This window comes from Demequina sp. NBRC 110056 (assembly GCF_002090155.1).
Lineage (GTDB): Bacteria > Actinomycetota > Actinomycetes > Actinomycetales > Demequinaceae > Demequina.
Map to the genome: position 1 here is coordinate 876966 of NZ_BBRM01000002.1, position 22948 is coordinate 899913.

A 22948-nucleotide genomic window follows, 5' to 3' on the forward strand; every position below is an offset into this window, starting at 1 on the left:
TCAGCCAGCGACCCATTCTGCCAGACGCGGGGCCCGTCGGGCAAAGCGCGCTCAACCGGCGGCGACCTCCTGCGCCGCGGGCTGCACGATCTCGACCACGCGGCCGTCCTCGATGCACACCCAGACGGCGACGTGACCGCCCGCGACCTCTGGGTCGAGGGCGTGGCGCGCCTGGTCCGGAGACACCGGCTCCCACGCGTCCTCCTCGAGCATCACGTGGGTCGCGCTGGTGAAGCGCAGGACGCGCTCGTCGACCACGTCGTTCACGACCACGTACGTGGCGTCGTCGCCGGCGGCGGCGAAGGCCTCGAACTGATCCGTGCCTGGCCCGAACGCGCACGCGACGTCGAGGGTGATGGTCGTGACCGCGTAGTCGACCACGAAGCCGTACCAGGCGCCGTCAGCGAGCTCTGCGTCGTCCTCGACCGTGCAGCCGGCCCCCAGCGAGCCGTCGGCGCTAGGTGCGTCCATCGCGACGAGGTGCTGCAGCACCACCGCGTGATCGGCGGGCGAGGGTGATGCCGCCGCCTCAAGCGTGAGGGCCATGTCCGCGCTGGCCGACGCCTCCGCGGGCGCGCTCGAGTCCGCCGACGTCGCGCATCCCGCGAGCGCCAACAGTCCGACGAGCGCCAGTGCTCGCCGGGGAGTCCTCATCGGTGCCATCGATGTCCCCTCGGCTGGGCCATTTCGCGTCACAGTAGCGCACGCCTCACAGAGCGGCCCAGCCGGCTGTGAGAATGTCCGCTTTGTCCCGGAGCCCGCCCGCTCGCCGGCCCGCTCGCCGGCCTGTTCGCCGCGGCGCGGGTCAGCCGCGGTCGGCCCAGGCGGCGGTGGCGCTCGCGCGCACCTTGCCGTCGACGACCCGCAGCGCGAGGGCCGCGAGCCCGAGCTCGTTGGCGCGGCGCAGGGTGCGCTGGCCGCCCGCGAGGATAGCGGTCGCCCACGCGTCGCACGCGATGAGGTCCGCGCCGGCCACGCTCACCTGGGCATAGTGCTCGGCCGATGCGCGCGTCCGGGGGTCCCAGACGTGTCCGGGCCGGTGGGCGTCGCCACTGGTGGCCAGCGACACGGGGCCGCGGTCGCGGCCCGACGACGTTCCCCCGAGCTCGATGCGGCGCACCGGTCGCGCGTCGGCGCCGGCGGGCTCGCGGGGGTCGGCGACGCCGACGCGCCAGCGACCCTCGGCGGGCCCGCGTCCCGAGACGGTCACGTCTCCGCCGCATCCCCACAGCCACCCGGAGGCGCCGAGCAGCCCGAGCCGCCAGCGGGCACGCTCCATCGCCCAGGTCTTGACGATCCCGGTCGGGTCGATGCGCCCGTCCGGGTCGCGCGCGTCGAAGGCGCCGCCGGTCTCCTCGCGGAAGCGCTCGCACAGGTCGAGCACCTCGGCCACGGCCGGGGGCGCGTCGGCGATGCTCGCCTCTGCCCTGCCGAGGCGCGAGATCCACGAATCCTCGCGCCAGGTCGAGAACACCTCGTCGACCCACCGCAGGTCGGCGCCCACGTGCTCCATGACCACGCCGACGGCCTCCGCGTCGGCGCCCTCGCACTCGAGCGTGAAGTCCATCGCCATGGCGGCGACGGAGTGGCGCACCGCACCCATCGCGTCGCCTAGAGGCCGGCGTCGGCGAAGGCCGCCTGCGCGGACTCGGTGATGGCGGGTGAGGTGAAGCTCGCGCCGGACACGTACTCGACGTCGCCCGACTGCGCCTCGACGATGCGCTCCTCGAGGATCGGCAGCGCCATCTCGTTGACGCGGCGGGACTCGGATGCCGAGGTGCCCGCGACCGGGAACTCGACGGCGACCACCGCTCCGCCTTCGATCACCAGTCGCACCTGGTAGTCGCCGCGGATGTTGGAGACCACGGGGCCGTCCACCGTCGTCGCGGTGTCCGAGGCGACCTCCTCGCCTCCGCCGGTCGCGGGCGCGTCCTCGCAGTCGTCGCCCGACGGGTCGTCGTCGCGCTCGCGGTCCTCGATGGGGTCCTCGGTGTTGCCGCGTCCCGAGTTCGAGTCCGGGTCGATGTCGCGGGTGCAGTCGTCGTCGGAGCCGGTCGCGCCGCCGGTCTGGTCGGCGCTCTCGCCGGGTTCGGCCAGCACCTCCTCGAGGGGGTCGGGGGCGGCGATCACGCCGGCGGCGAGCACCACCGCCGAGGCCCCTCCGACCATCAGTGCACGGGACGTCCTCATGCCGTCACCACCCGAACTCCTCACGATGAACGCTGTCGCGCGGCACCCCGGCGGCGAGCGCATCGGCCTCGACCGACAGCGCCCACGCCCGCGGGCCGCAGATGTACACGTCGGCGCCTCGGGGGTCGTCGACGAAGTCCTTGATGAGCGCCGGCTGCTCGCGGGTCCCCCAGGTGTCGCCGCGGTGGCCCAGCAGCACGTGGAGGTCCGCGCCGCGCTCGGCGGCGAGGGCCTCGAGCTCGTCGAGCAGGGGCGCCTCCTCGCGGGAGCGGGCGCGCACGACGACCGTGATGGTGTCGCCCTCCTGCGCCGCCTCGAGCATGGACCGCACCGGGGTCACGCCGATCCCTGCGCAGACGAGGACCAGGTGGCTCGCGGTGCGTGAGCCGTGGGTGAAGACCCCGAGCGGCCCTTCGACGAGCACACGCGTGCCCGGGGTGAGAGACCGGACTGCTGACGAGCCGGTGCCCGAGGGCTTGACGGTGATGCGGAGCCGGTCCCCGGGGGCCGCCGACAGCGAGTACGGGTGGCTCTGCGTGCGCAGCTGCGGCGACAGGAAGCGCCACAGGAAGAACTGACCCGCCTGCGCGCGCAGGCGCGCGAGGTCGCGGCCCTCGAGCGTGACGGAGGTCGAGCCGTCGGCAAGCGTGTCGACCGCCGCGACGCGCAGGTCGTGGCGCGCCAGCAGCACCAGCGGGCGGATGAGGCGGTAGGCCACGAAGGAGCCGATCGACACGGTCCACAGCACCGCCCAGAACCACCACGACAGGCCGCCGGTGCGGAACGTCGAGCCCTCGAGGAACTGATGCGGGACCGCGAAGGCCACGCCGAAGTACACGAGCATGTGCACGGCGTGCCAGCGCTCGTAGGGCCAGCGCAGCCGGACCGCGGTGAGCGAGGTGATGAGGACGACGACGAAGGTCGCGACGGCGATCTGCGCGAACAGCATGAACCAGCCGTACTGCGGCCACGCCAGGAACTGGCTGACGGGGTCGCGCCCGTCGAAGATCCCCGACGCCGTGGTGAGCAGCGTCGCGTGGATCAGCATGAGGATGATCGCGACCTTGCCGAGCCGGGTGTGCTTCGCGATCGCGCGATCGTGCCCGATGGCCCGCTCGACCCAGGGCGCGCGGGAGGCGAGCAGCACCTGCGTCATCATCAGCACGGCGGCGACGATGCCGAGGGCACGCCCGAGCGTGTAGAGCCAGTCGGCACCGCTAGTCGCCTGGAGACCGCCGGCGGCGATCATGAGCGCGATGCCGCTGACCGCGGCGAGCCACATGGCGGCCTCGAGGCCGTCGGCCCACCAGCTTCTGCGGGCCGCGGCGCGGGCGCGCGCTGCTGGCGTCGTGGTGAGGGACACGGCACTCCTGGTGCGCTCGGGGACACGGTCTCGTCGCGACGGAGCCTCAGCCGAGCCCGTCGCGGGTCGTGCGTCAGTATCCCCCGCGGTCGCAACGCCTGTCACGGCCCGGAAACGCTCCCCCAGGAAACTCTCAGGTTCTCCGCAGGCTTGTGGTCCAGCGCGTGGTCGACCGTGACGTCAGGCGACCCGAGCGCCGCGCAGCACCACGTGGGCGGGGTCGGCGAGCGCGGCGATGCGCTCGCGCGGGTCCTCCGCGTACACGACGAGGTCCGCGCTCGCCCCCTCCGTGAGGGTGTCCGCCCCCAGGAAGGCGCGGGCGCGCCAGCTCGCCGCGGCGACCACGTCGGCAGCGGGGATGCCGGCGCGCACCATCTCTGCCGCCTCCTGCGGCAGGAGCCCGTGGCCGAGAGTCCCGCCAGCGTCGGTGCCCACGAGCAGCGGCACTCCCGCCTCGTGGAAGGCGCGGACCTGCTCGTAGCGGCGGCCGTGCATCGCCCGCATGCGCTCGGCGTAGCGCGGGAACTTCGCCTCGCCCGCGTCGGCGTAGCCGGTGAAGTTGTCCACCTGCAGCAGCGTGGGCACCACGGGGATGCCCCGCGCGGCCGCGACCCGCATGTGCTCCTCGGTCATGCCCGTGCCGTGCTCGATGCAGTCGATGCCCGCGTCCAGCAGCGGCTGGATCGCCTCCTCGGCGAAGGTGTGCGCCGTCGCCCGGGCGCCGATGCGGTGGACGGCCTCGAGCGCGTCGCGCAGCTCTTCGGGGGTCCACAGGGGTGCGAGGTCGCCGTGGTCGCGGTCGATCCAGTCCGCAATGAGTTTGATCCAGCCGTCGCCCTTGCGCGCCTCGTCGGCGGCCACCGCGGTGAGCTCCGAGGGCTCGATCTCGCGCGCGTAGTGACGGAGGTAGCGCTTGGGTCGGGCGATGAAGCGCGCCGCGCGGATGAGGCGCGGCAGGTCCTCGCGCTCGTGTACGAAGGCCGTGTCGAGCGGCGAGCCCGCGTCGCGGATGAGCAGCGTGCCGGCGTCGCGGTCGAGCGTCGCCTGCTTCACCGCCAGGTCGCGATCGGTCGCGCCTCCCGAGTCGAGCCCCACGTGGCAGTGGACGTCGACGAGGCCGGGGACCACCGTGCCGGTGATCTCTGTGACCGCGCCACCGTGCCGCGGGCGCTCGAACGTGATGCGTCCGCCCAGGACCCAGGCCTCGGGCTCGACGCGCGCATCGTCGACCAGCACCGGCCCGGTGAGGTGGAGGACGTCGCCCGCGGCGCTCACGGTGCGGTCCTGCACGGTGTCGTACCGGACAGTGTCGGCTGCCCCGGCGCGAGAGGGTGAGAACTCAGCACCGCCATGGGGGCGCCCGGACGGGAACCCAGCGCGCGCATCGGCGCTCCGAGATCTGGCACCGTGCAGGCTGGTGCCGCCGCCACCAGACCCACCGCCACGGGGCCTACCGCCCCAGGTACTTGCCGAGGTCGGACTGCAGCTTGGCCGGGTCGAAGTCCTCGGGCTGCTGCTGGCCCAGGCCGAACGCGCTGCCCGCGGGCGCCTGCGGCCCGTTCGCGGCGCGGTCGCGGGCCGCGGCCTCCTGCTGCGCGCGCTTCGCGGGGTTGCCGGACTTGCCCTTGACCTTGCGCTGCGGCGCCTGCTTGCCCTTGGACTTCTTGCCGCCGGGCATCCCGCCCCACGCTCCGGGGGCGCCGCCCTGACCCGGCATCTGCGGCATGCCGCCGCCCTTGGACATCGCGCGCATCATCTTCTGCGCGTCCTCGAACCGTTTGACCAGGGAGTTCACGTCGGAGACCTGGGTGCCCGAACCGGTCGCGATGCGCGAGCGGCGCGACCCGTTGAGGATCTTGGGGTTGTCGCGCTCCGCCGGGGTCATCGACTGGACGATGGCCTCGATGCGGGTGAGCTCGCGCTCGTCGAAGTTCTCGATCTGGTCGCGCATCTGACCCATGCCAGGCAGCATGCCCAGCATCTTCTTCATCGAGCCCATGTTCTTGAGCTGCTGCATCTGGACGAGGAAGTCCGCGAGCGTGAAGTCCTCGCCCTTGGTGACCTTCTCCGCCATGCGGGCGGCCTCGGCCTGGTCGAAGCTCTTCTCGGCCTGCTCGATCAGGGTGAGGATGTCGCCCATGTCGAGGATGCGGCTCGCCATGCGGTCCGGGTGGAAGACCTCGAACTCGTCGAGCTTCTCGCCCGTGGAGGCGAACAGGATGGGACGGCCGGTGACCTCGCGCACGGACAGCGCCGCACCACCGCGCGTGTCGCCGTCGAGCTTGGTGAGCACCACGCCGGTGAAGTCGACGCCCCGCTGGAACGCCTGCGCGGTCGCGACCGCGTCCTGACCGATCATCGCGTCGATGACGAACAGGACCTCGTCGGGCTCGACGGCCTTGCGAATGTCCGCGGCCTGGCGCATCAGCTCCTGGTCGACGCCCAGGCGGCCCGCGGTGTCGACGATGACGACGGAGTGCTGGCGCTGCTCGGCCTCCTTGAGGCCCTTCTTGGCGACCTTGACGGGGTTGCCGCGCACGCGCTCGCCCTCGCGGGTGATGCCGGGCTCGGGCGCGAACACCGGCACGCCCGCGCGCTCGCCGACGACCTGGAGCTGGTTGACCGCGTTGGGTCGCTGGAGGTCCGCCGCGACGAGAAGCGGCGTCTGCCCCTGCTGCTTGAGGTGGTGCGCGAGCTTTCCGGCGAGGGTGGTCTTTCCGGCTCCCTGGAGGCCCGCGAGCATGATGACCGTGGGGCCCGTCTTCGCGAACTTCAGCGGGCGCGCCTCGCCGCCGAGGATGCTGACGAGCTCCTCGTTGACGATCTTCACGACCTGCTGGCCGGGGTTCAGGGCGCCCGACACCTCGGCGCCGAGCGCGCGCTCGCGGATGTTGCCCGTGAAGGTGCGGACCACCGGCACCGCGACGTCGGCGTCGAGCAGGGCGCGGCGGATCTCGCGGATGGTGCCGTCGATGTCCGCCTCGCTGAGACGGCCCTTGCCCCGCAGGTTGCGGAAGGTCTCTGTCAGGCGATCGGAGAGGTTGGCGAACACAGGTGTCCCTTCGGGTGAAGCGTGGCCTCTAGCCTACCGGCGGTCCGCAGGGCCATCCTGCGCGCCTGCGGCGGCACCGGCCGGAGCGCCGATGCGCGCGCTGGGTCAGCGCGCCTGCTCGGCCTGGCGTGGTCGGTACCCCTCCGAGCACAGGGCGTCGCCGTAGACGAGCGCGAGCCTTCGTTCGGGTCAGCTGGCAGGCGGAGGCGGGAGCTCGCGCAGCGCGTTGGCCATGAGCGTGTCGATGAGGCTCGTGCGCCACGTGGTCCACGCCTTGGGGCCGGCCGCGCGGGCATCGGCCTCGGTGAGCGCCCTGAGCGTCTCGAGGAGGTCGCGACGCCCGCCGACGGCGTCGAGCAGTCGCGCCACCGTCGCGGGGTCGGACGGGTCCTCCTTGGTCGCCAGCGCCGCGAGCGTGAGGTGCTCGCGCACGAGCAGCGTCATGTCTCGGATGGTCGCGTCGGGCAGGCCCAGGCGAGCGCCGATCGCGGGGATCAGCGCGGCGCCGTCCACGGAGTGGTCGGTCGCCCCGGCCCGCTTGCCGATGTCGTGCAGCCAGGCGGTCATGAGCAGCAGGTCCCCGTCGGGCACGTGGCGACGATGCTTGCCCGCGAGCACGACGGCCTCGAGCATGTGGCGGTCGACGGTGAAACGGTGCACGGGGCTGCGCTGCGGGCGGTTGCGCACTCCCTCCCACTCGGGCACCCAGCGCACGGCCATGCCGTGGAGGTCGATCGCCTCCCACACGTAGACCAGGTGTTGGCTCGAGCGCAGCAGCTCGCGCAGGTGCAGGAGCGCCTGCACGGGCCACGGCTCGGGAAGCTCGGGCGCGCGCTGCATCGCGAGCAGCAGCTCGGGCGTGAAGGTCAGGCCCGTGGACGCCGCGGTGGCGGCGGCTCGCAGCGGCAGCAGCGCGTCGTTGTCCGGATCGGCGTCGCTCGACAGCGCGATCTCGCCGTCGACGTCGATGAGCCCCGGGGCGACGTCGATGTGCCGCGGAGCCGAGCGCAGCCTGCGGGCCTTCCATGCTCGCGAGCCGATGCCGGAGCGCTCGAGCGAGCGCCGCGCCCCACGCTCGGTGGTCGCCAGCGCGTACGCGACGGTGCGGCCGGCCTCCGCGAGGGAGGCGAGCAGGTCGTCGGGGTCGTCGAAGCCCACGAGCTCGGCGACCTCGTCGGCGACGTGGCGGCCGAGCACGTTCGTGGCCCGGCCGGCGGCGAGGTGCAGCGCGTCGCGCACGTCCTTGAGGTGATCGCCGGCCTCGTCGACCGCGCCATGCGGGCGGTCCGTGAGCCAGGTCGCGGACAGCGCCGACAGGCTCATGTGGTCCCGCAGCCCTCCCCTGGCCTCCTTGAGGTTGGGCTCGATGAGGTAGGCGAGCTCGCCGTGACGCTCGGCGCGGGCGCGCGAGGCGGCGAGGAGCTCGGGCAGGCGCTTGCGGGCGGCGCCGCGCCAGTCGTGATAGATCGCGGCGCGTGCCTGCTGCGCGAGCTGGGCGTCGCCGGCGACGGGATGCAGGTCGAGCAGGCCCGCCGCCGCGGCGAGGTCCTTCGACGCGACCTGGCGGCACTCGGAGATCGAGCGCATCGAGTAGTCGAGCTCGAGGCCGGCGTCCCAGATGGGGTACCAGAGGCGCTGCGCGAGGTCGGCGACTTGCTGCGTCGAGTGGGTGCGACCGTCGTGGATCAGCACGAGGTCGAGGTCCGAGTGCGGGCCGGCGTCGCCGCGGCCGATCGAGCCGACTGCGCCGAGCGCCACGCCCTCGGTGAGCGGGTGGGATGCGTCCCAGTGCTCGCGCAGGCGGGTGAGGATCAGCTCGGAGATCGCCTTGCGGCGCTGGTTCCCCGGCACTGACTCGGACGTGAGACGGGCTGCCAGGGCGGCCCGCTCACGCTTGAGGTCCCGCACCCCCTGGGGGTGCGGGACCTCTGCGCGGGGGCCGTCAGGGGCAGTGCCCTTCGGGCCCTCCATTGATGTGCGGCGTCCCTTACAGGGCGTCGGCGCCGTGCTCGCCGGTGCGAACACGTGCGACGTCGTCCACGGGGACCGTCCAGACCTTGCCGTCGCCGATCTTGCCGGTCTGCGCGGCCGAGACGATGGCCTCGGTCACGGTGGCGGCGTCCGCGTCGTCGACGAGGATCTCGAGACGGGTCTTGGGCACCAGGTCCACGGTGTACTCGGCACCGCGGTAGACCTCGGTGTGACCCTTCTGGCGGCCGTAGCCGGCGGCCTCGGAGACCGTGACGCCCTTGACGCCTGCGGCCTCGAGAGCTGCACGGACCTCGTCCACGCGGTGGGGCTGGATGATTGCAGTGACCAGCTTCATGATCAGATCGCCTCCTCGTAGGCCGTCTCACCGTGGGCGGCGAGGTCGATTCCGCTGACCTCGTCCTCCTCGGAGATGCGCAGACCGATGGTGTACTTGATGGCCAGTCCGATGATCAGCGTAACAATCGCGGAGTACGCCATGACGATGACCGCGGCGATGATCTGCGAGACCAGCAGGCCTGCGCCGCCGCCGTAGAACAGACCGGCGTCACCGAACGCGTTGGTGTCGGTGGCGAACAGACCCACCGCGACGGTGCCCCAGAGGCCAGCGACGAGGTGGACGCCGACGACGTCGAGCGAGTCGTCGTAGCCGAACTTGTACTTGAGGCCGACCGCCAGAGCGGAGACCACACCGGCGACCAGGCCGAGCGCGACCGCGCCGAGCGGCGAGACCGACAGACCGGCGGGCGTGATGGCGACCAGACCGGCGACGACACCGGAGGCCGCACCGAGCGAGGTGGCCTTGCCGTCGCGGATCTTCTCGACGAGCAGCCAGCTGAGCATCGCGGCCGCGGGGGCGACGAGCGTGTTGAGCCAGATCTGGGCGGCGAAGTTGTCCGCCTCCCACCACGAGCCGGCGTTGAAGCCGAACCAACCAAACCACAGGAGCGCGGCACCGATCATCACCAGGGTGAGGTTGTGCGGGCGCATCGGCTCCTTGCCGAAGCCCTTGCGCTTGCCGATCAGCAGCGCGAGCACGAGCGCGGCGATACCGGCGTTGATGTGGACCACTGTTCCACCGGCGATGTCCTGCGGTGCCGTCATGTCGGCGAACAGGTAGTCGCTCGAGAGCAGGCCGCCGCCCCAGACCCAGTGCGAGACGGGCGAGTAGACGAGCACGGCCCACAGGCCGGCGAAGACCAGCCATGCGCTGAACTTCATGCGGTCCGCGACCGCACCCGAGATCAGCGCGACGGTGATGATCGCGAAGGTCGCGCCGAACGCGGCCAGGATCAGCGTCGCCGCGTCGTCAGGGTTCTCATCGACGCCAGCCTGGAACACCGACTGCATGCCGAAGTCCGACAGCGGGCTACCGAACCAGCCGCCCACGGTGTCACCCGCGGAGACCGAGAATCCGATGAGGACCCAGAGCACTCCAACGACGCCGATGGCGCTGAAGGACATCATCATCATGTTGAGGACCGACTTGCGACGCGACATGCCACCGTAGAAGAACGCCAGACCAGGCGTCATCAGCAACACGAGCGAGGCAGAAGTCAGGAGCCATGCAACGTTAGGGCTATCCATTCTGCTTCTCCTTGATTGGTTCCCTCGCCCCCTCGGCGAGTCATCAGTCACCCTCCCGCAGGAATGTTGCCCCTGAAATGCCCGCGTGTTTCGGGACGGTTACAAGGAGTGCGTCCGAGTAAAAGGTGTGTTGCGAGGTCCGTGAACGTCCGGTTCACGGGCTCCCGTCGCGGTCGCGCGACGACACGAAGCCCGGGCGCATCGAGCTACGCGTCGACGCTCTCGATCGCGTCGATCAACCAGCCGTCGGCGCCGTCGCGCACGAGGCGGTGCTCGACCTTCTCCACGAGGTGGTCCGTCCCGTCGGCCGAGGTCTCGGTGGTCTCGACGACCGCACGGTCGCCGACGACCTCGACGCCCGTCACCACGGTCGTCAGGCCCGCGGAGGACTCGAGGTAGTCGGCGGCGGCCTCGGCGAAGGCCTCACGGTCGCGCAGCCCCAGGTCGTGCCAGAGCGCGGGTGTGGTGAGCTCGAGGAACGCGAGGAAGCTGCCCTCGCGCCAGGCCTGCTCGTACGCCTCGACCACCTGCGCCGGGGTCATGCCCTCGGGGAGGTCGTCGAGGTTCACGCCGCGGTCTCGCCCAGCAGGCCGTCGACGAACTGCTCCGCGTCGAACGGCGCCAGGTCGTCGGCTCCCTCGCCGAGGCCGATGAGCTTGACCGGCACGCCGAGCTCCCGTTGCACCGCGACGACGATGCCGCCCTTGGCGGTGCCGTCCATCTTGGTGAGCACGATGCCCGTGACGTTCGCGACCTCGGCGAACACCCGCGCCTGCGTCAGTCCGTTCTGGCCGGTGGTCGCGTCGAGGACGAGCAGCACCTCCACGGGCGGCGCGACCTTGGACACGACGCGCACGATCTTGCCGAGCTCGTCCATGAGCCCTGCCTTGTTCTGCAGGCGGCCGGCGGTGTCGATGAGCAGCACGTCGGCGGCGTCGGCGCGCGCCTTGTCGGCCGCCTCGAAGGCCACGGACGCGGGGTCGGCTCCCTCGCGGTCGGAGCGCACGACCGGCACCCCGGCGCGCGCGCCCCAGGTCTCGAGCTGGTCGGCTGCTGCGGCGCGGAACGTGTCGGCCGCGCCGAGCACGACCGACCGGTCCTCGGCGACGAGGACACGGGCGATCTTGCCGACCGTGGTGGTCTTGCCCACGCCGTTGACTCCCACGACGATGATCGGCTCGTGGGCGCCCTGGCCCGCGGGACCGAGCGCGAGCGAGCGGTCCATGCTCGGGTCGACGACCTCGACGAGCACCTCCCGCAGCACCGCTCGCGGATCCGCGTCGGGCGTGGCCTTCAGGCGCGCCTTGAGCGCATCGAGGATGTCGTCGGTCGCGGAGGCGCCCACGTCGGCGAGCAGCAGCGTCTCCTCGAGCTCGTCCCAGTCGTCGTCGCTCAGGCTGCCCTTCGACAGCAGGGCGAGGAGGCTCGCGCCCAGGCCGCCGCCGAGGCGGCTGCGCAGGCGGGCGAGGCGCGACTCGGGGGCCTCGGGAGCGGCGGACTTCGGGGCCGGCGCCGTCGGTGCTGTCGCCGTCGGCGCGGTCGTGCTGGGCGCCGATGCGCTCGTCGGCTTCTCGCCCTCGGCCGGGGTGGTCGGCGGGGCCGACGGGCCGCGGCGACGGGAGGCGAGCGCGGCGCCGGCACCGCCGACGACGGCGAGCGCGGCGACGATGACGACGACGAGGTCGGCTGAGCCGGGAATCCAGGAGACGTCCATGTCACCAGTGTGTCAGGCGCCGGAGCGTCCGTGAGCGCCGATGCTGCCTCCCACTGCGCGCACGCGCGCCGTGGAGGGGCGTGGAGGTCACCCTCCGGCCTCGGAACGGTACCGGCAGGGGTTGCGCGCTCCGGGTCAGCGGCCGAAAGAACCCAGCTCGCCGGTGACCGGCGCGGGTTGCGTTCCGCGGGTCAGCGGCCGGCGAGGCCCAGCTCGCCGGTGACCGGCGCGGCCTCCTCGCGGCTGTCGCGCAGCGCGGCGGCGCGGGCGTTCACGGCGTCGATCGCGTGCACCGTCGCATCGGCGGCCCACACGCCGGCGCGGGTGCCGGGCGCGGGGCGGTCGGGGACGGACGCGACATCCGACACCAGGCTCCAGTCGGGCTCCGGCCGCGGAGCGGGCGCGAGGATCTCGTCGGCGCTGCCGCGCGGGCGCACGCCGAACGCGAGACGCGCGAGGTGACGGCCGCGTCCCTCAGCGAAGCCCGCGACGACCATGACGGCCACGGCGAGGACGATGATGAGCACCAGGATGCCGGCGACAGACGAGAACACTGCACTCCTCCAGGAAGACAGGACAATACGGACGGATTGTTGCTCTCCGTCGAACTCAGAATCAACTCAGAATGGGGCCCGCGCGACGGGTCCGGGACCGGCCCGGGAGTCGTGACGGGAGCGCCGCGTCGAGCGGCTACCCTCCCACCATGGACAACGCTCAGCGGACCCCCAGACGTTGGGTGTGGCCGGCGGCGATCGCGCTCGCGGTGGTCGGCGCGACGGCCGTGATCTGGCTCCTCGCGCGACCCGCGGGTGAGGTGGCGCCGAGCCCATCGGCGTCGCCCGTGGCGGACGATGCCTGCGGCGGCATCGACGCCTATCCTATCGAACTCGACACGCAGGTGGTCGAGCCCGAGCCCCGCACATGCTTCGTGATCGAAGAGGCGCTGCAGGTCACCGTCGGCGCCGCCGCGCTCGAGGAGGGCGCGAACCTCACCGTCACGCTGCTCGACGCGGACCTGACCGAGCTCACGGCCGCGACCAGCGAGCCCGGCTGGGACCCCGAGGTGGGGATCACGCTCGACCCGGGCGTGTACGTCATCGAGGTCTCGAGCACCGAGGACCCGCTGCCGCCGTTCCTGATCTACACGGCGACCTTCCCCGCCGGCAGCGACGGCGAGCCCACCGAGGAGGCAGCCGCCGACCTACCCTCTGTCGAGGCGTGCGGCGACACGGTGCCGTGGGTCGCGGACGACGCGCCCCTGACCGTGGAGGGCGCCGATGCGGCCACCTACGCCTGCGTCGACGTCACCGCGGCATCGTTCGTCAAGCTGGGGCTGGCCTCCGAGGACCCGTCCGACGAGGAGTCGCCCGACCTGCAGCTCGCGCTGTACGACGCCGACGGCACGCTCGTGCGCTCGGCCGACGACGAGCTCGGGTTCGACCCGGAGATGTCGCTCGACCTCGACCCCGGCACCTACCTGCTCGAGGCCACGGCATGGTTCGACGTGCCGCCGGGCGCGTTCGAGATCTACGTCGACGACGACGCGGACCTGTTCCGCAGCGCCGACGTGACCTCGCTGCACGCCGACGTCACGGAGCAGACCTGCGCCGACGCCGCGCCCCTGGTGGTCGGCGATGCGATCACCGTGGAGGGTGAGGTCACATATCTGTGCCTCACCACCGGCGAGACCGACCGCGTGGCGATCGAGGCGGCCACGCTCACGGACCAGGACCTGGTGCTCGAGGTCATCGGCTTCGACGCGGGCGCGCCGTACCGGATCGCGTGGGCCGACGAGAACCCCGAGATCGACGTGCTCGCGAACTTCGACCCGCGCATCGACCAGACGCTCCCGGCCGGGACCTGGCTGGTCGCCGTGACGACCTACTTCGCGGGCACGGCTGCCGACTACGACATCCGCGTCGAAGCGCCGTAGCCGTCACGCCGCCGCCGTCGGCTCAGGCGGCGCCCTCGTCCTTGAGCCGCTGGCTGATGACCGTCGTCACGCCGTCGCCGCGCATCGTCACGCCGTAGAGCGCATCCGCGATCTCCATGGTGCGCTTCTGGTGCGTGATGACGATGAGCTGGCTGTCCTCCTGGAGCTCCGTGAAGATCTCCAGCAGGCGGCCGAGGTTCGCGTCGTCGAGCGCCGCCTCGACCTCGTCCATGACGTAGAAGGGGCTGGGGCGCGCCTTGAAGATCGCCACCAGCAGCGCCACCGCCGTGAGGGAGCGCTCGCCGCCGGACAGCAGCGACAGGCGCTTGACCTTCTTTCCGGCGGGCCGCGCCTCGACCTCGATGCCGGTCTCGAGCATGTTCTTGGGGTCGGTGAGCACGAGCTTGCCCTCGCCGCCGGGGAACAGCCGGGGGAAGATGCGGTCGAACTGGCGCTTGGTGTCGTCGAAGGCCTCGACGAAGATCTTCTCGACGCGTTCGTCGATCTCGCGGACGATCTCGAGGAGGTCCTCGCGCGACCTCTTGATGTCGCTCAGCTGCGTCTGGAGGAACGTGTGGCGCTCCTCGAGCGCGGCGAACTCCTCGAGCGCGAGCGGGTTGACCTGGCCCAGCTGGCGCATCTCGCGCTCGGCGACCCGCAGGCGCTTCTCCTGCCGCTCACGGACGTACGGCTCGGTGGGCTGCTCCCCCGACTCGGGGTCCGGCTCTTCTGCGGTCAGCGGCACGGGCAGGTGGGGACCGTACTCCTCGACCAGCTGGGAGGGGTCCATCGACAGCTCGTCGACCGAGCGCTGCTCCAGCTGCTCGAGGCGCACCTGCTGCTGCGCGCGGGCGACCTCGTCGCGGTGCGCGTCGTCGGTGAGCCGGCGCTGCTCGTCGGCGTGCTGCTCCACGAGCTGGCGCACCTGGGACAGCTCGGAGGTGCGCTCCGAGCGCGCCTCCTCCGCCGCCGCCCTGGCGTCGTCCGCCTTGGCGACGGACACGTCGATGGCGGCGAGCGCATCGGCCGTCCCGGCGATCACCTCGCGGGCCGCCTGAGCCTGACGTTCGCGGCGCTTCGCGGCCTCCTCGGCGCGGGCGCGGGCGTCGCGCTCGGCCACCACGGCCCGCTCGAGCGACTCGGCGCGCGCGGCGAGCGCGCGGGCGCGCTCCTCGGCGGTGCGCAGGGCGAGCCGGGCCTCGGTCTCGCGGGCGCGCGACGCGCGGGCCTCGGCCTCGTCGTCGTCGCGCTGGGACTGGGCGTCCTTGGTGTCGGACTCGGTCTGCTCGGGCTCCGCCTGCGCGGCGGCGAGGCGCTCGGCGAGGCTCTTGAGCTCGTCGGACTGCTCGGCCATGCGCTCCTGCGCCGCGACGATCTGGCTCTGCAGGCGCTCGCCGTCGGCCTTCGCCGCCCGCGCGGACGCACCCAGGTGGCCCAGCTGCTCGGCGACCGCTGACATGCGCGCGTCGGACTCGTTGAGGCGCTCGAGCGTCATCTCGAAGCGGGTGCGGGCCTGCGATGCCCGCTCCTCGGCGGCGCGGATCTCGAACGTCGTGGTCTCGACCGTCGCCGTCGCGGCGTCGCGCTTGGCCTTGGCCTCGTCGTGCGCGGCCTGCATGTGCAACACGCTGGGGGCGTCGCCCGCGCCGCCGGAGGCGTTCTGCGAGCTCAGCAGGTCGCCGCGGCGGGTGACCGCCACCACCTCGCGGTGCGCCCCGACCAAGGAGCGCGCGGCGGCGAGGTCGTCCACGACCACGACGCCCGACAGGGAGGCGCGGACGGTGTCCACGATGCCCGCGGGCCCGGAGACGAGCTCCGACGCCCACGCCGCGCCGGACGGCAGCGCGATCGCCGGGTTCGTGACCGTGGCGGAGCTGTCGGCCACGACGAACCGCGCGCGGCCCGCGTCCTCGTCGCGCAGCCACCGGATCGCGTCGACGGCGTCCTCGACCGAGTCGACGGCGAGCGCGTCGGCGAGCGCGCCGAGCGCCGCGGCGATCGCGTCCTCGGCCTCTGCCCCCACCTCGATGAGCGCCGCGACCGTGCCACGGACGGACTTCGATCCGGCGGCGAGCAGCGCCCCGGCACCGTCCTTGCGGGCGAGGGACATGTCGAGCGCCTCGACCTTCGCGGCCCAGGTGTCGCGCTCGCGCATCGCGGCGTTGAGGGCGTCCTTGAGGGTCTCGAGCGCGGTCTTGGCCTCGTCCCACTCCTCGGTCGCGGCCTCGTGCGCGTCGTCGAGGTCCTCCTCGCCCTCCTCGACGGACGCGACCTGCGTCTCGAGGTGCTGGAACTCGGTGGTCGCCTCGTGGGCGCGTCGCTCGGCGTCGGCGAGGCCCTCGCGCAGGCGGCCGATCTCCGCCTCCGCGGCCTCGACGCGGCTGCGGCGTGCGGCCACGTCGCCGGCCAGGCGAGCGACGCCCTCGCGGCGGTCAGCCACGGAGCGCAGCAGGTTGGCGAGGTGACGCTCGGAGGCGAGCGCGGTCTCCTCGGCCTCGGCGCGGGCGGCCTCGGCGCCCTCGAGCGCCGTCGCGGCCTGGGCGACCTCGGCGTCGAGCTCCGCCTTCGCGTCGCGCGCCCGCTCGAGCTGCTCGTCCAGGTCGACGAGGTCGGTCGGAGGCGCCTCGTGCGCGACGCCGCCGAGCATGCGCAGGCGCTCCTCGGCGAGACCCGACAGGTTGCGCAGGCGCTCGCGGATGGCGCTCAGTCGGTAGTACGTGTCGTTCGCCTTGGTGAGGGCGGGCGTCGCCTCGGCCGATGCGCGCTCGAGGTCGGCGAGTCGTGCACGGGCGTCTCCGAGCGCCTTCTCTACCTCGGCCTTGCGCTGGTTGAGGGCGGTCTCGTCGGCCTGCTCCTGCTCGAGCGTCGCCTGCAGCTGGGCGAGGTCGTCGGCCAGCAGCCTCGCGCGCGCGTCGCGCAGGTCGATCTGGATGCGCTGCGCGGCACGAGCGACCTCGGCCTGCTTGCCGAGCGGTCCCAGCTGACGGCGGATCTCCGCCGTGAGGTCCTGCACGCGGGTGAGGTTGCCCTGCATCGCGTCGAGCTTGCGCAGCGCCTTGTCCTTGCGGCGGCGGTGCTTGAGGATGCCCGCGGCCTCCTCGATGAAGTGGCGGCGGTCCTCGGGGGTGGCGCGCAGCACCGCGTCGAGCTGGCCCTGGCCGACGATGACGTGCATCTCGCGACCCAGCCCGGAGTCCGACAGCAGCTCCTGGATGTCGAGCAGGCGGCAGCTCGAACCGTTGATCGCGTACTCCGAGCCGCCCGACCTGAACAGGGTGCGGGTGATCGTCACCTCGGTGTAGTCGATCGGCAGCGCGCCGTCGGTGTTGTCGATCGTGAGCGACACCTCGGCGCGGCCGAGCGGCGCGCGGCCGGACGTGCCGGCGAAGATGACGTCGTCCATCTTGCCGCCGCGCAGCGTCTTGGCACCCTGCTCGCCCATGACCCACGCGAGCGCGTCGACCACGTTGGACTTGCCGGAGCCGTTGGGCCCCACCACGCACGTGACGCCCGGCTCGAAGTCGAGGGTCGTGGCGGACGCGAACGACTTGAAGCCGCGCAGCGTCAGCGTCTTGAGGTGCACGCGCTCAGCCTAGGGGACCAGGCACGAAAGGTGACGAGGCCACCCCGCCTGCACGCGCATCGGCGCTACTTGGCGTCGGAGGCGGACACGGCCGCCTCCTCCGTCAGGGCTTCCGGGTTCAAGCCCTTCGCCTTGAGCTTGGTGTCCATGAGCAGCGCCTGGCGCTTGGCGCCCCAGTAGTCCATGACCGCGAACAACACGCCCGAGATGACGAAGGTGAAGTGCAGGCCGATGCGCCAACCGACAGCCTCGTAGTCCATGGGCTTGCCGCCCTCGGGGTCGGCGTCGACGAAGTCCTTCAGCAGCAGGATCACCGAGATGGCGACGAGCGAGCCGATCAGCTTCATCTTGAGGCCCGAGAAGTCGACGGTGCCCATCCACGACGGGCGGTCCTCGGAGCCCTCGGCGACCTTGATCTTCGAGACGAAGTTCTCGTAGCCCGCGAAGATCACGATGAGGATGAGGTTGCCCAGCAGGGCGATGTCGATGAGCGTGAGGATCTCGACGGTGACGTCCTCGGCGGTCTTCGACAGCGTGAAGGTATCGATCATGTACCAGAGCTGCGAGAAAAACTTGATGCCGACCATCACGAGGCCGACGAGCAGCCCGACGTAGAGAGGCGCGAGCAGCCACCGGCTGGCGAACAGGCTCCTCTCGAGCCCATCCTCGAACCTGCTCACGCGAGGCCCGGGAACCAGATCGAGATCTCGCGGGCGGCCGACTCCTCCGAGTCCGAGCCGTGCACGAGGTTCTGGAGGACCTTGGTGGGCCACTGGCGGCCCAAGTCGCCGCGGATGGTGCCGGGCGCGGCCGTCGTGGGGTCCGTGGCACCCGCGAGCGAGCGGAAGCCCTCGATGACGCGCTCGCCCTCGGCGACCACGGCGAGCGTGGGGCCGGACAGCATGAACTCGACGAGCGGCTCGTAGAAGGGCTTGCCGACGTGCTCGGCGTAGTGCTGCTCGAGCAGCTCGGGGGTCGCCTGGCGCAGCTCGACGGCCACGAGCGTGTAGCCCTTGGCCTCGATGCGGCGCAGGATCTCTCCCGACAGTCCGCGCTGGACGCCGTCGGGCTTGACGAGGATGAGGGTGCGTTCCGTCATGGCGCACAGCCTAAGGGGTGGCCGGCCGGGTCGCGCACGCGTACGGGCGCGGTCGTGCGCAGCACCGCTGCCCGGCTCACGCCACGAGGTCTGCGAGCGCCTCGCGGTAGGACTCGAGCACCGCGCCGAAGGGGGTGCGCAGCTCGTCGAGGGTCTCGAGCGCGTCGTGGATCGTCAGGTGCGGGTCGTCCAGCCGGGTCATGGCCGCCTCGGCGTGCGTCCGTGCCTGCCGGTAGCGCGGGCAGGTGGCGGCGACGGTGGATGTCGCCCCCAGCCGGTCGAGTCGCTCGAACGCGTGCCGGTAGGCGCCGATCGCGCCCGGTAGCCGCGTCGAGAACTGGACGCGCGTCGTGCGCGCCTCGGGCGTGCCGCGATCGTGACGGGCGCCCGACACTCGCTTGATGCTGACGTCGACGGAGCGCTCGACCAGCTCGAGCTCGACCAGAGCGAGCCGCGCGGCGCGTCGGGTTCGCCAGCCACTCATGACGCCGCGACTCCGGGGGTCCTGCGGGCCGCCGGTCCGAGGCGTCCGCGCGACGGCGCCATCCCGAGTCTTCGCGCACACGCGCATGCACCGATCATGTCCCCACCCCCGAGGTTCGATGTGGCGCCAGGCTAGCGAGAACCCCCTGTTACGTCCAGGGTTTCCCGCGAGGACGCCGCGGGTGGGAGCATGGTGGCGTGATCACGCTCGACGACTTCGCCACGTACCCCGACTTCCCGGTGCCGGGCATTCTCTTCTACGACATCAGCCCCATCCTCGCGGACCCGTCGAAGTTCGCGACGGCGTGCGCCGCGCTCATGCCGGCGGAGCCCGTCGACATCGTCGTCGGCGTCGACGCGCGCGGCTTCATCTTCGCGCCGGTGGTCGCCCAGCGACTCGACGTCGGCATGTCGATGGTGCGCAAGAAGGGCAAGATGCCCGGCGAGCTGCTCGAGTCCTCCACGGAGATCGAGTACGGCGCGTCGGACCTCGTCCTCTCCCCTGCCGGCATCGAGCGCAAGCGCGTCCTCGTCATCGACGACGTGCTCGCCACGGGTGGCACAGCGAGCGCCGTGGCCGAGATGCTGGGCCGCGCGGGCGCCGCAGACGTGCAGTTCGGGTTCCTGCTCGAGCTCGAGGGCCTGGGCGGGCGCGAGGCGCTCGCGGGACACGGCGTGCACTCCGTGGTGCGGGTGCCCCCGATCGACTGACGCCCGCTGTTCCCTACTCCGGCTGCGGAGCACCCACGGCCCGCTTGTACCCGGGCGCGAAGCGCGCGCACAGCAGCACCAGCGGGATGAGGACGAAGGCTGCGGCGATCACCTGGAAGCCCACGTACCCCATGTTGGGCGCCTCGGGCATGGTGTCCAGCCCGCGGAGGTACCCCGCATGGGTGGCGACCGCGGTGATGAGCGCGCCACCCCCGATCACGAGGATCGTCAGCAGGAACCAGATCGGCAGGTGCCGCGTGTCGGGGTGCTCGCGCACGTACCGCGCCCACATCTTGAACCCGTAGAAGACGCACAGGTTGACGATCGCGAGGCCGACGAAGAGCGTCAGGTAGATCCGGAACGGCGGCCGGGCCCCGGCTCCCTCGGCGAAGGTGACGAGGCTCGTGCGCTCGAGCGCGTAGAACAGCATCGTGAGGCCGACGATGCCCGTGATGATGAGCGCGCCTGCGCGCCGGACCAAGGACTTGGTCGTCACGGGGCGTCCTCTCCGTTCCCGGCACCCTGTGCAGCGGCCTCGTCGCGCTCCTTGCGCTCGCGGTCGATGCGCCCGCCCAGGCGCAGCGCCATGATCCAGATGATGAGGAACACCGCGCCGATCACGGCGATCATCGGGTCGATGATGCCGCCGACGAGCAGCGGCACCTGCAGGATCCATCCGAGCCAGCGCCCCCACCGCTTCTTCTGCTGGCCCGACGCGTAGCCGAGCGCCAGCATGAGCAGCAGTCCAAGAACGAGCATCCACACGGGGTCCGCGTCGACGAGGCCGGTGCGGGCGAAGCTCCACGCGACGAGCGTCGCGAACAGCGCGACGAAGGCCTCGAGCAGCAGCACCGCCTGAGTGAACACCAGGGTCGCGGGCCGCTGCGGCTTGGTGGGCGCCGCATCCGCGTCGGGGGTCGTGTCGCCCGGGAGGGCCGATGCGCTCGCCGGGCGCGGCGCCGCCGTCTCGGGCGGCGTGGGCTGGGTGGGTTCGGTCATCGGGCCTGGCCCGCCCCCTTGCGCTTGTCGGCGTTCATGAGGATGCGCGCCTCGGACACGACCGTGACGGAGCCGACGACGAGGACGCCCGCGCCCATGTCGTGGTCCCGCTCGGCGGCCTGGACCGCGCGGTCGATGGCGTCGGGCAGGTCGCTCGCGACGCTCACGCGGTCCTCGCCGAAGACGTCGCGGGCGATCTCGGCGAGCTCGTCTGCGGGGACGGCGCGCGGCGAGGTCGACGAGGTGATCACCACGTGGTCCAGCACGGGCTCGAGTCCCGCGAGGATGCCCTCGGCGTCCTTGTCGGCGAGCACGCCGACCACGCCGACGAGCGCCTGGAAGGCGAAGGACTCCTCGAGCGCGCCGACGAGCGCGTCGATGCCGGCCGGGTTGTGGGCGACGTCCACGAGGACCATGGGCGAGGTGCGGACCACCTCGAGCCGGCCGGGTGAGGTGACCGCACCGAAGCCCTGCTCGACGGTCTCCCCGGACAGCGCCGACGGCTCGCCACCATCGGCCATGAGCGCCTCGACGGCCGCGAGCGCGAGAAGCGCGTTGCGCGCTTGGTAGTCGCCGTACAGCGGGACGAAGATCTCCGCGTAGGTCGCCGCGGGCGTGCGCAGCGTCACGAGCTGGCCGCCCACGCCGGGCTGGCGGTCGACCACCTCGAGGGCGTCGCCCTCCCACAGCGCCGTCGCTCCGCGCGAGGCGACGGCCTCGAGCAGCACGGGCGTGACCGCATCGGTCTGCTCGGCGATGACCGCGGTCGCGCCGTCCTTGATGATGCCGGCCTTCTCGCGAGCGATGCCCGCGAGGTCGTCGCCGAGCCACTGCTGGTGGTCGAGCGAGACCGACGTGATGACGGAGACGTCGCCGTCGGCCACGTTGGTGGCGTCCCACACGCCGCCCATGCCGACCTCGATGACCGCGACGTCGACAGGGGCGTCGGCGAACGCGGCGTAGGCGAGCACCACGAGCACCTCGAAGAAGCTCAGGCGCGGTCCGCCGTTCTCGGCCGAGCGGGCGTCGACGAGGTGGACGATCGGCGCGACGTCCTGCCAGAGGCGGATGAACGCGTCCTGGGCGATGGGCTCGCCGTCGATCTGGATCCGCTCGCGCACGGTGCTGAGGTGCGGGGACGTGAACAGTCCGGTGCGCAGTCCGTGCTCGCGGACGAGGGACTCGACCATGCGCGCGGTGGACGTCTTGCCGTTGGTTCCCGTGAGGTGGACCACCTTGAAGGCGTCCTGGGGGCGGCCCAGGAGCTCGGTGACCTCCCGCACGCGGTCGAGCGTGGGCTCGAAGTCGTGCTCGGGGTTGCGGCTGAGGATGTGGCTGTAGATCTCGCGCTCGGCCTCGTCGGGGGTGAGGCCGCCGAGCGTGAGGTCGCTGGCGTCAGGCATGCGACAAGTCTCCCACGCGTGCGCGGGCGCACGCCTCACCCGCGAGGACGAGCGCGGGACCAGGGGCGACTCGGGGTCGCGCCGCCGTGTCGCTATCGTCGCGCCATGACCACGCGCATCGTCGACCTCTCCCACCCCATCGCCGACGGCACGGTGACCACCCCGGGGCAGCCTGCGGCGCGCATCGGCTGGTGGCGCACCCACGAGGACACCGAGGAGCTCTACGCCGAGGGGACGAGCTTCGCCTTCAGCCATCTCGACATCATCGGCGGCACGGGGACGTACCTCGACGCCCCGCTGCATCGGTACGCCGACGGCGCTGATGCGCTCGGCATCGACCTCGCCCGCCTCACCGCGGTGCCCGGGGTGGTCGTCGACGTCCCAGACGCGCTCGACTCCCGTGCGAGCGACGCCCGCGCCGTCGACGCCGATGCGTTCGCCGGGCTGGAGCTCGCGGGCCGGGCGGTGCTCGTGCGCACGGGGTGGTCGGAGCGGTTCGGCCGGCCCGACTACGTGGGCGGACACCCGCACCTCACGAGCGGGGCCGCGGAGCTGCTGGCGGCGTCGGGGTGCGCGCTCGTGGGCATCGACTCGCCCAACATCGACTCGACCGAGGGCGACGACCGGCCCGTTCACTCCACCCTGCTGGCGGCCGGCGTGCCCATCATCGAGCACCTCACGAACCTCGCGGCGCTGCCCGCCGCGGGGTTCGCCCTCACCGCGCTCCCGCTGCCGTTCGTCGGTCTGGCGACGTCGCCCGTGCGCGTCGTGGCTCAGGTCGAGTAGCGGAGTCGACGAGCGCCGTCGACTCCTCGGCGGCCGAGCCGGACGCGTGTGGGGTC

General features: G+C 72.3%; 22 protein-coding genes. 3 read left to right on the forward strand and 19 right to left on the reverse strand.

Annotated elements, in window-relative coordinates:
* Nucleotides 1-51 precede the first annotated feature (51 nt).
* The 12 genes from B7K25_RS04120 to B7K25_RS04175 form a co-directional block, all read right to left on the reverse strand.
* The gene (locus tag B7K25_RS04120; RefSeq protein ID WP_159450105.1) at nt 52-663 is read right to left on the reverse strand and encodes a hypothetical protein; all 612 of its coding nucleotides are present in this window, start codon (nt 661-663) and stop codon (nt 52-54) included.
* A 142-nt stretch (nt 664-805) separates the two neighbouring features.
* Nucleotides 806-1603: an FAD:protein FMN transferase gene (locus B7K25_RS04125; protein WP_084104400.1), complete on the reverse strand. Its 798-nt coding sequence runs from the start codon at nt 1601-1603 to the stop codon at nt 806-808.
* Nucleotides 1604-1611: 8 nt separating this feature from the next.
* Complete coding sequence (locus tag B7K25_RS04130) at nt 1612-2190, reverse strand: FMN-binding protein (RefSeq protein WP_144018825.1); 579 nt, start codon at nt 2188-2190, stop codon at nt 1612-1614.
* Between the two features lie 4 nt (nt 2191-2194).
* Nucleotides 2195-3553 carry a ferric reductase-like transmembrane domain-containing protein gene (locus B7K25_RS04135; RefSeq protein ID WP_084104402.1) on the reverse strand — a complete coding sequence of 453 codons (1359 nt, stop codon included), beginning with the start codon at nt 3551-3553 and terminating at the stop codon, nt 2195-2197.
* 180 nt (nt 3554-3733) lie between these two features.
* A complete protein-coding gene (locus B7K25_RS04140; RefSeq protein WP_084104403.1) occupies nt 3734-4843 on the reverse strand; it encodes an amidohydrolase family protein in 1110 nt (369 codons plus the stop codon).
* 160 nt (nt 4844-5003) lie between these two features.
* The gene (gene ffh / locus B7K25_RS04145; RefSeq protein WP_084104404.1) at nt 5004-6605 is read right to left on the reverse strand and encodes a signal recognition particle protein; all 1602 of its coding nucleotides are present in this window, start codon (nt 6603-6605) and stop codon (nt 5004-5006) included.
* A 189-nt stretch (nt 6606-6794) separates the two neighbouring features.
* Nucleotides 6795-8513 (reverse strand): HD domain-containing protein, encoded by a 1719-nt coding sequence (locus B7K25_RS04150; protein ID WP_234988066.1) that lies wholly within the window; start codon nt 8511-8513, stop codon nt 6795-6797.
* 79 nt (nt 8514-8592) lie between these two features.
* A complete protein-coding gene (locus B7K25_RS04155; protein ID WP_084040418.1) occupies nt 8593-8931 on the reverse strand; it encodes a P-II family nitrogen regulator in 339 nt (112 codons plus the stop codon).
* A gap of 2 nt (nt 8932-8933) precedes the next feature.
* Nucleotides 8934-10181, reverse strand: coding sequence for an ammonium transporter (locus B7K25_RS04160; protein ID WP_084104406.1), 1248 nt, complete (start codon nt 10179-10181; stop codon nt 8934-8936).
* 206 nt (nt 10182-10387) lie between these two features.
* Entirely contained in the window at nt 10388-10750 is a 363-nt protein-coding gene (locus B7K25_RS04165) for a hypothetical protein (RefSeq protein WP_084104407.1), read from the reverse strand.
* Nucleotides 10747-11895: a signal recognition particle-docking protein FtsY gene (gene ftsY / locus B7K25_RS04170; protein WP_084104408.1), complete on the reverse strand. Its 1149-nt coding sequence runs from the start codon at nt 11893-11895 to the stop codon at nt 10747-10749. The genes B7K25_RS04165 and ftsY overlap by 4 nt, the downstream gene beginning before the upstream one ends.
* 191 nt (nt 11896-12086) lie before the next feature.
* Nucleotides 12087-12449 carry a hypothetical protein gene (locus tag B7K25_RS04175; protein WP_084104409.1) on the reverse strand — a complete coding sequence of 121 codons (363 nt, stop codon included), beginning with the start codon at nt 12447-12449 and terminating at the stop codon, nt 12087-12089.
* A gap of 149 nt (nt 12450-12598) precedes the next feature.
* On the opposite strand from B7K25_RS04175, the gene B7K25_RS04180 reads away from it, so the two are divergent.
* A complete protein-coding gene (locus B7K25_RS04180; protein WP_144018826.1) occupies nt 12599-13828 on the forward strand; it encodes a hypothetical protein in 1230 nt (409 codons plus the stop codon).
* Nucleotides 13829-13850: 22 nt separating this feature from the next.
* Here the strand turns inward: B7K25_RS04180 and smc are convergent, their stop codons facing one another.
* The 4 genes from smc to B7K25_RS04200 all read right to left on the reverse strand — a co-directional run bounded on the left by smc (nt 13851) and on the right by B7K25_RS04200 (nt 18994).
* Nucleotides 13851-17411 carry a chromosome segregation protein SMC gene (gene smc, locus B7K25_RS04185; RefSeq protein ID WP_200807831.1) on the reverse strand — a complete coding sequence of 1187 codons (3561 nt, stop codon included), beginning with the start codon at nt 17409-17411 and terminating at the stop codon, nt 13851-13853.
* Between the two features lie 65 nt (nt 17412-17476).
* Nucleotides 17477-18091, reverse strand: a complete 615-nt coding sequence (locus B7K25_RS04190; protein ID WP_084104411.1) for a TIGR00645 family protein — start codon at nt 18089-18091, stop codon at nt 17477-17479.
* Entirely contained in the window at nt 18088-18510 is a 423-nt protein-coding gene (gene ndk, locus B7K25_RS04195) for a nucleoside-diphosphate kinase (RefSeq protein WP_084104412.1), read from the reverse strand. Before ndk ends, B7K25_RS04190 begins: the two co-directional genes overlap by 4 nt.
* A 76-nt stretch (nt 18511-18586) precedes the next feature.
* Entirely contained in the window at nt 18587-18994 is a 408-nt protein-coding gene (locus tag B7K25_RS04200; RefSeq protein WP_084104413.1) for a hypothetical protein, read from the reverse strand.
* A gap of 197 nt (nt 18995-19191) precedes the next feature.
* Here B7K25_RS04200 and B7K25_RS04205 point away from each other — a divergent pair, with 197 nt between their 5' ends.
* On the forward strand, nt 19192-19704 hold the full coding sequence (locus tag B7K25_RS04205) for an adenine phosphoribosyltransferase (protein ID WP_084104414.1): 513 nt from the start codon (nt 19192-19194) through the stop codon (nt 19702-19704).
* A 13-nt stretch (nt 19705-19717) separates the two neighbouring features.
* Here the strand turns inward: B7K25_RS04205 and B7K25_RS04210 are convergent, their stop codons facing one another.
* The 3 genes from B7K25_RS04210 to B7K25_RS04220 are packed head-to-tail and all read right to left on the reverse strand — an operon-like array spanning nt 19718 to nt 22106.
* Entirely contained in the window at nt 19718-20200 is a 483-nt protein-coding gene (locus B7K25_RS04210; protein ID WP_084104415.1) for a hypothetical protein, read from the reverse strand.
* Entirely contained in the window at nt 20197-20703 is a 507-nt protein-coding gene (locus B7K25_RS04215) for a DUF4233 domain-containing protein (RefSeq protein WP_084104416.1), read from the reverse strand. Before B7K25_RS04215 ends, B7K25_RS04210 begins: the two co-directional genes overlap by 4 nt.
* Nucleotides 20700-22106: a folylpolyglutamate synthase/dihydrofolate synthase family protein gene (locus tag B7K25_RS04220; protein ID WP_084104417.1), complete on the reverse strand. Its 1407-nt coding sequence runs from the start codon at nt 22104-22106 to the stop codon at nt 20700-20702. The genes B7K25_RS04215 and B7K25_RS04220 overlap by 4 nt, the downstream gene beginning before the upstream one ends.
* 105 nt (nt 22107-22211) lie before the next feature.
* Between B7K25_RS04220 and B7K25_RS04225 the strand changes: the two genes are divergently transcribed.
* The gene (locus tag B7K25_RS04225) at nt 22212-22892 is read left to right on the forward strand and encodes a cyclase family protein (protein ID WP_084104418.1); all 681 of its coding nucleotides are present in this window, start codon (nt 22212-22214) and stop codon (nt 22890-22892) included.
* The last annotated feature ends 56 nt before the right edge of the window (nt 22893-22948 follow it).